The organism is Helicobacter sp. MIT 14-3879, from assembly GCF_003364125.1.
Genome location: NZ_NXLP01000080.1, coordinates 1 through 5,050 on the forward strand (window position 1 = coordinate 1; position 5,050 = coordinate 5,050).

Below are 5,050 nucleotides of genomic sequence, written 5' to 3' on the forward strand. Positions count from 1 at the left end.
TTGCTACATAATGCAGAGGATTTTTATCATGCACAACTTTCTATTCCTTGTCATCAAAATATGAATCTTGACACTGCAAAACAAGTTGCAGAGAGAGACAATGTATCGGTATTTTAGATGAGAGTTTAATATCTTTTGAGTATATGAGAATAGGACTTCTGTTAGAGTCTATTTTATGGTTTCAAAGCGACGTCTGCCATATTTGAATTTAGCTAGACATGCCAGACATAACGCCTCTTAGATTATTAAGATAGCCTGCTTGTTATTCCAACCCATATTCTTACTTATCATTGCGCATTTAAGCACATTCATGCTAGAAATCTTACACCAAAGGATTCTTCAAAATGATTGAAGCCAAAGTGATGTCCCTAATTAAAGAGAGAAAATAATAAAACGATTCTTTAGTGAAGCAAGTTGGCGTCAATTTCATCCTTTGTTTTTTATTTTCCCCTCTGCAAGCAGCACAAAACCTGCTTGACTTTCTCCAAAGATAATCCGCTTTCTGTGCTACTTATTCCTGCTTGTCCTCCAATGAGTATGTAAAAATTACATTAGCATGCAATAGATTGACATCGCAATAAGAGCAAAATAGAATAAACACCAAAGTTGCTCATACGCAGCTTTTTAACTCAAAGAATAGAGCATAATATAAAACTTAAATAATACTTCAATCATAATTCTCCTAATGTCATGAGACTTACTGCTTATTTGATTGAGAGACAGAGATTTAGGGAATAAGAATTCTCAAGAATAAACCTTTCGCTTTAACTAATTTTAGATACAATTCATGGAACTTTAAAATTTTATGATTCTCAAAATTTTCAAAGGATTAATATGAGTAGCTGGGTAATGGCATTAATGTTAGGAGTTTCTCTTTGTATCGGATTTTTAGGTTTGGTTGCTTTTCTGTGGGGATTAAAAAATGGACAATTTGATGACAAAGAAAAAATGATGAGGGGCGTGCTATTTGACGGCATAGAAGACTTAAACAGCGCAGATGTATCCAACAAAAATACACAAGCAAAACGGCAGGGTGTCTAAATAGCCATTTAATTATTTTAAGGATAAATTATGAAGCATTATGAAGTTGTTATCATTGGTTCAGGACCTGGTGGAATTGCTAGTGCTATTGAATGCAAAAAATTTGGCATAGAAAATATTCTTTTACTTGAGAAAACAGACAAAATTTCAGCCATGATTCGTGAATATTATAAAGACGGAAAAAGAGTGGATAAAGATTATAAAGGACAAGTTGTCGATTTAAAGGGACATATTGCCTTTAGTGATGGCAATAAAGAAAGTACACTCTATCTTTTTACAAAACTTTTAGAGGAAAACAATGTCGAAATGATTTGTAATTCTGAAGTGGAGCAGGTAAGCAAAACAGATAAGGGATTTGTTATAAAAAGTGGAATAAAGAGCTTTAGCGCAGACTTTGTTATTATCGGGATTGGCAAGATGGGTAAGCCCAATAAGCCCCATTATCCAATCCCAGTAAGTTTAAGGAAGAAAGCCAATTTTAATATCAATGAATGTCAAGCAGGTGAAGAGATTTTAGTTGTGGGTGGAGGCAATTCTGCAGTGGAATATGCTGTGTATCTTGCAAGCATAACAAAGACTACACTCAATTATCGCAGAAGCAAATTTACTCGTATTAACGATGAAAACGCTAAAGAATTAGAAAAAAGTTTGCAACAGGGATTAATAGGCAAGTTTGGCATTGATATTCAATCCCTAGAAGATGATAATGGCAGATTCAAAGTCAATTTTACGGATCATTCAAGTGAGCATTTTGATAGAATAATTTATGCTATTGGGGGTGTAGTGCCTCTGGATTTTTTGAAGAAATGTGGTATCGAAGTAGATTCTCATGGCATAGCCTCACATGATGAAAAAAGCAAGGAGAGCAATATTAGTAATCTTTTTGTTGTTGGAGATATTTTGTATAAAAATGGCGGTTCTATTGCTAAAAGCATGAATGATGCTTATGACATTGTAGAAAAAATATATTCCTTGCGACAAAAGCAATGAGCATGTAAATATTCTACAAAGTTTAATATACTATCTTGTTTAATAGTGCAAATAAATCCAGATTCTGTATTTTTCTAGTCTAGCTTTACTACTTAAGAGGCATACCATTTGAAAAAATAAAATAGGATAAAAGCCATGACTTGAGAATTGAATCTCAACTCGCTTCATCGATTGATTAAAGCTATTCACTTTTAAAACTAGATGAAAATTTATTATACCTAATCTACAATTTGCATTTGCATTATAGTTAAATTAAGACGTAACGTTACTATGAAAGAATCTACACAGAGCATTAATCAAGTCTCAACAAAATATAATCTGCAAAGAATACTTAAAACATCAATGATATGATATTGCAATGACACTTAGAATCTAAATCTCTAACATTAATACATGGAGATTAGTAATTTGGAATCAAATTTGCTTTACCCTAGCAAATTATTTCAAAGGATTTGTATGCTACGGTCATTATGGTCAGGTGTGAGTGGGTTGCAAGCCCACCAAGTCGCATTAGATGTTGAAAGCAATAACATTGCTAATGTGAATACCGTTGGTTTTAAATACTCAAGAGCATCTTTTGTAGATATGCTTTCGCAAGTCAAGCAAATAGCAACTTCCCCATATAAAAATGGACTCGGGGGACAAAATGATTTCTCAGTCGGTATGGGTGTTGGCATCAATGCAACAACTAAAGTTTTTTCTCAAGGCAACACACAAAACACTGATGTGAAAACAGACTTAGCAATAGAAGGTGATGGATTCTTTATTATTAGTCGCGATAGAGGAGAAACCAAAAATTATACAAGAGATGGTGAATTTCTTTTTGACGCAAAAGGGAATCTTGTAACTAATGGCGGTTATGTTGTGCAAGGCTGGAACAGACCACCTCTTGACCAAGGATCTGGCTCAATGATGACAGATAATGAGTTCTTTAAAGTAGATAATACGGGACCACTTGAGAGCATTCAAATAGATCCCGGTATGGTTATGCCTGCACGCCCTACAAGCAAAGTTACTTTGAGGGCAAATTTAAGTGCAGGACGTCATGTAGATGATGTTGTGAATGTTTCGGCACTGGATTCTACAACCTATACCGCAGCAGATGGGGTTAATCCTAGATACGATTCTAAAGGCAATCTTACACAGTTAGCTGAAGACTTTGGTGCATTATTTAATGCAGATGGAGACTCATTTACAATAAGTGAAAATCAAGGTTTTTGGATGAGTTATAAGACTTCTAAATTAGTCAATACAGTAGTTACTACAAAAGAGCCGAGCATAGTATTTATTAATGGGCAAAAAGTAAGTTTTACAAATGACTCTGGCTTATCTGGCACAAGCACACTTGCGGCTGCAGTCTCTGCCATTAATGCAGTGCGCGATAAAACAGGGGTTGAAGCCTACATAGATAACGGACAACTACGACTTGAAAACAGAAATGAAATGGATGGTGATGTGAATACCAAAAATATTGTCATCACAAAAGGCGGGACTGGCGCATTTGCGAACTTTGTAGAAGGAGATAAAGATATTACGGCTTTTCGCTATCGTTACACACAATCCAATGACCCAGATTCTACAACAGGACAATTCAAAACTACAGAAGATTTACGTGCCCTTATGCAATATGATGCCAACATGATAAAAAATCCGGGTAAGAAATATAAAGATAGCACCGCAAGCGTAAGTGTAGTGCTCAATCGTTTTGGTATGTTTGAGATGACAAACAAAGATGATGATGATGGGGTAACAAACAACCTTCAAATCACAGCAAGCGCATACAGTTCTGGACAAGTTTCTACTAATATTCTTTTAAGAGACGCTATGCGAGCCCTTAACACCGCTTCACTTATTGAAGGGGGCGCAAGTGTAGCAAGCGGTAAGCTAACACACGCTAGACATGCCACAAGTATAGATGTATTTGATAGTCTTGGCAGTAAGCATACCGTTCGATTTGAATTCACCAAAAGTAGTGGTAAAGAATGGACATTTCGAGCGATTGTGCCAGAACCAGCGCAATTCATTGGCGGGAGCGCAGATAATCCAAACATTTTTGAAGGTGGTAGAGTGTCCTTTAATAATGATGGAAGCTTGGGAGGTATGAATCCGCCTATGTTACAGTTTGACCCAAAAAATGGCTCTGAATCACCACAAAGACTTGAATTAAATTTTGGCAAAAACCAAACTTTCGATGGACTTACTAGTGTAGATAAGAGGTCTGAAACCTACAATATCGCACAAAACGGTTACAATGCGGGTGATTTAATGGATGTGCGCTTTGATTCAAATGGTGCTCTGCTTGGAGCATTTAGTAATGGCAAGACTTTGGCTTTAGCTCAAGTAGGGCTTGCCAACTTTGCCAATAGTGCAGGTTTGCAAGCAGAGGGCAATAATATATTCTCTGAAACAGGCAACAGTGGTGAGCCAATCATAGGTGCCGCAAATACAGGACGCAGAGGTGGCGTGAGTGGTTCAAAGCTTGAAATGAGTAATGTGGATTTAAGTCGCGCTTTAACACAACTTATCGTAGTGCAGAGAGGATTCCAAGCTAACTCTAAAGCAATTACGACTTCTGATCAAATTCTTAACACGCTTTTAAGCTTAAAACAATAATACAATTTAAAGGAGTAAGCTATGGATATTATTCTAGCAATGTTAGCAAGTAGTGCATCAGCAAAAATTGAGGAAAAAAAATGGAGTAAATTTCCCTACAAAATACAAAAAAATCTTGAAATAAGTCAAAATGTGCAAAATTTTGCCCTATATCGCTACCTTGTGAATAATGCTCTACGTTATCCAAAAGAATGGATTGAAAATAAGGCTGGGGCAAGCGTTGTCGCTAGTGTGGCAATATATAATCAAAGTGCAACACTCAAGGGAATAAAAATTCTTAACAAAACAGAAGGGTTAGAAGAGATTACAATCTTTAATGAAGTAGAAAAGACCTTGCAAAGATCTAAGCATGATTTTCCAAATACTGAATCTGTTGTAGAGTTAAGCCTACCGTTTGAGTGGAAAT

4 protein-coding genes are annotated in these 5,050 nt (G+C 36.0%); all 4 read left to right on the plus strand.

Features of this window, described 5'->3' with window-relative positions; all coding sequences use genetic code 11:
- Positions 1-834 precede the first annotated feature (834 nt).
- Positions 835-1,041, plus strand: coding sequence for a cbb3-type cytochrome oxidase assembly protein CcoS (gene ccoS / locus CQA44_RS11145; protein ID WP_115547303.1), 207 nt, complete (start codon positions 835-837; stop codon positions 1,039-1,041).
- A gap of 30 nt (positions 1,042-1,071) precedes the next feature.
- Positions 1,072-2,031 carry an NAD(P)-binding domain-containing protein gene (locus CQA44_RS11150; RefSeq protein ID WP_115547304.1) on the plus strand — a complete coding sequence of 320 codons (960 nt, stop codon included), beginning with the start codon at positions 1,072-1,074 and terminating at the stop codon, positions 2,029-2,031.
- Between the two features lie 456 nt (positions 2,032-2,487).
- On the plus strand, positions 2,488-4,644 hold the full coding sequence (flgE, locus tag CQA44_RS11155; RefSeq protein ID WP_115547305.1) for a flagellar hook protein FlgE: 2,157 nt from the start codon (positions 2,488-2,490) through the stop codon (positions 4,642-4,644).
- A gap of 21 nt (positions 4,645-4,665) precedes the next feature.
- Positions 4,666-5,050, plus strand: a 385-nt coding sequence (locus CQA44_RS11160) for a hypothetical protein (RefSeq protein WP_115547306.1), incomplete at its 3' end; no start/stop codon positions are given.

What these genes read in the sequence shown, in the direction of transcription:
- CQA44_RS11150 (WP_115547304.1), top strand. Translation starts at nt 1,072, where the DNA reads ATGAAGCATTATGAAGTTGTTATCATTGGTTCAGGACCTGGTGGAATT.
- flgE (WP_115547305.1), top strand. Translation starts at nt 2,488, where the DNA reads ATGCTACGGTCATTATGGTCAGGTGTGAGTGGGTTGCAAGCCCACCAA.
- ccoS (WP_115547303.1), top strand. Translation starts at nt 835, where the DNA reads ATGAGTAGCTGGGTAATGGCATTAATGTTAGGAGTTTCTCTTTGTATC.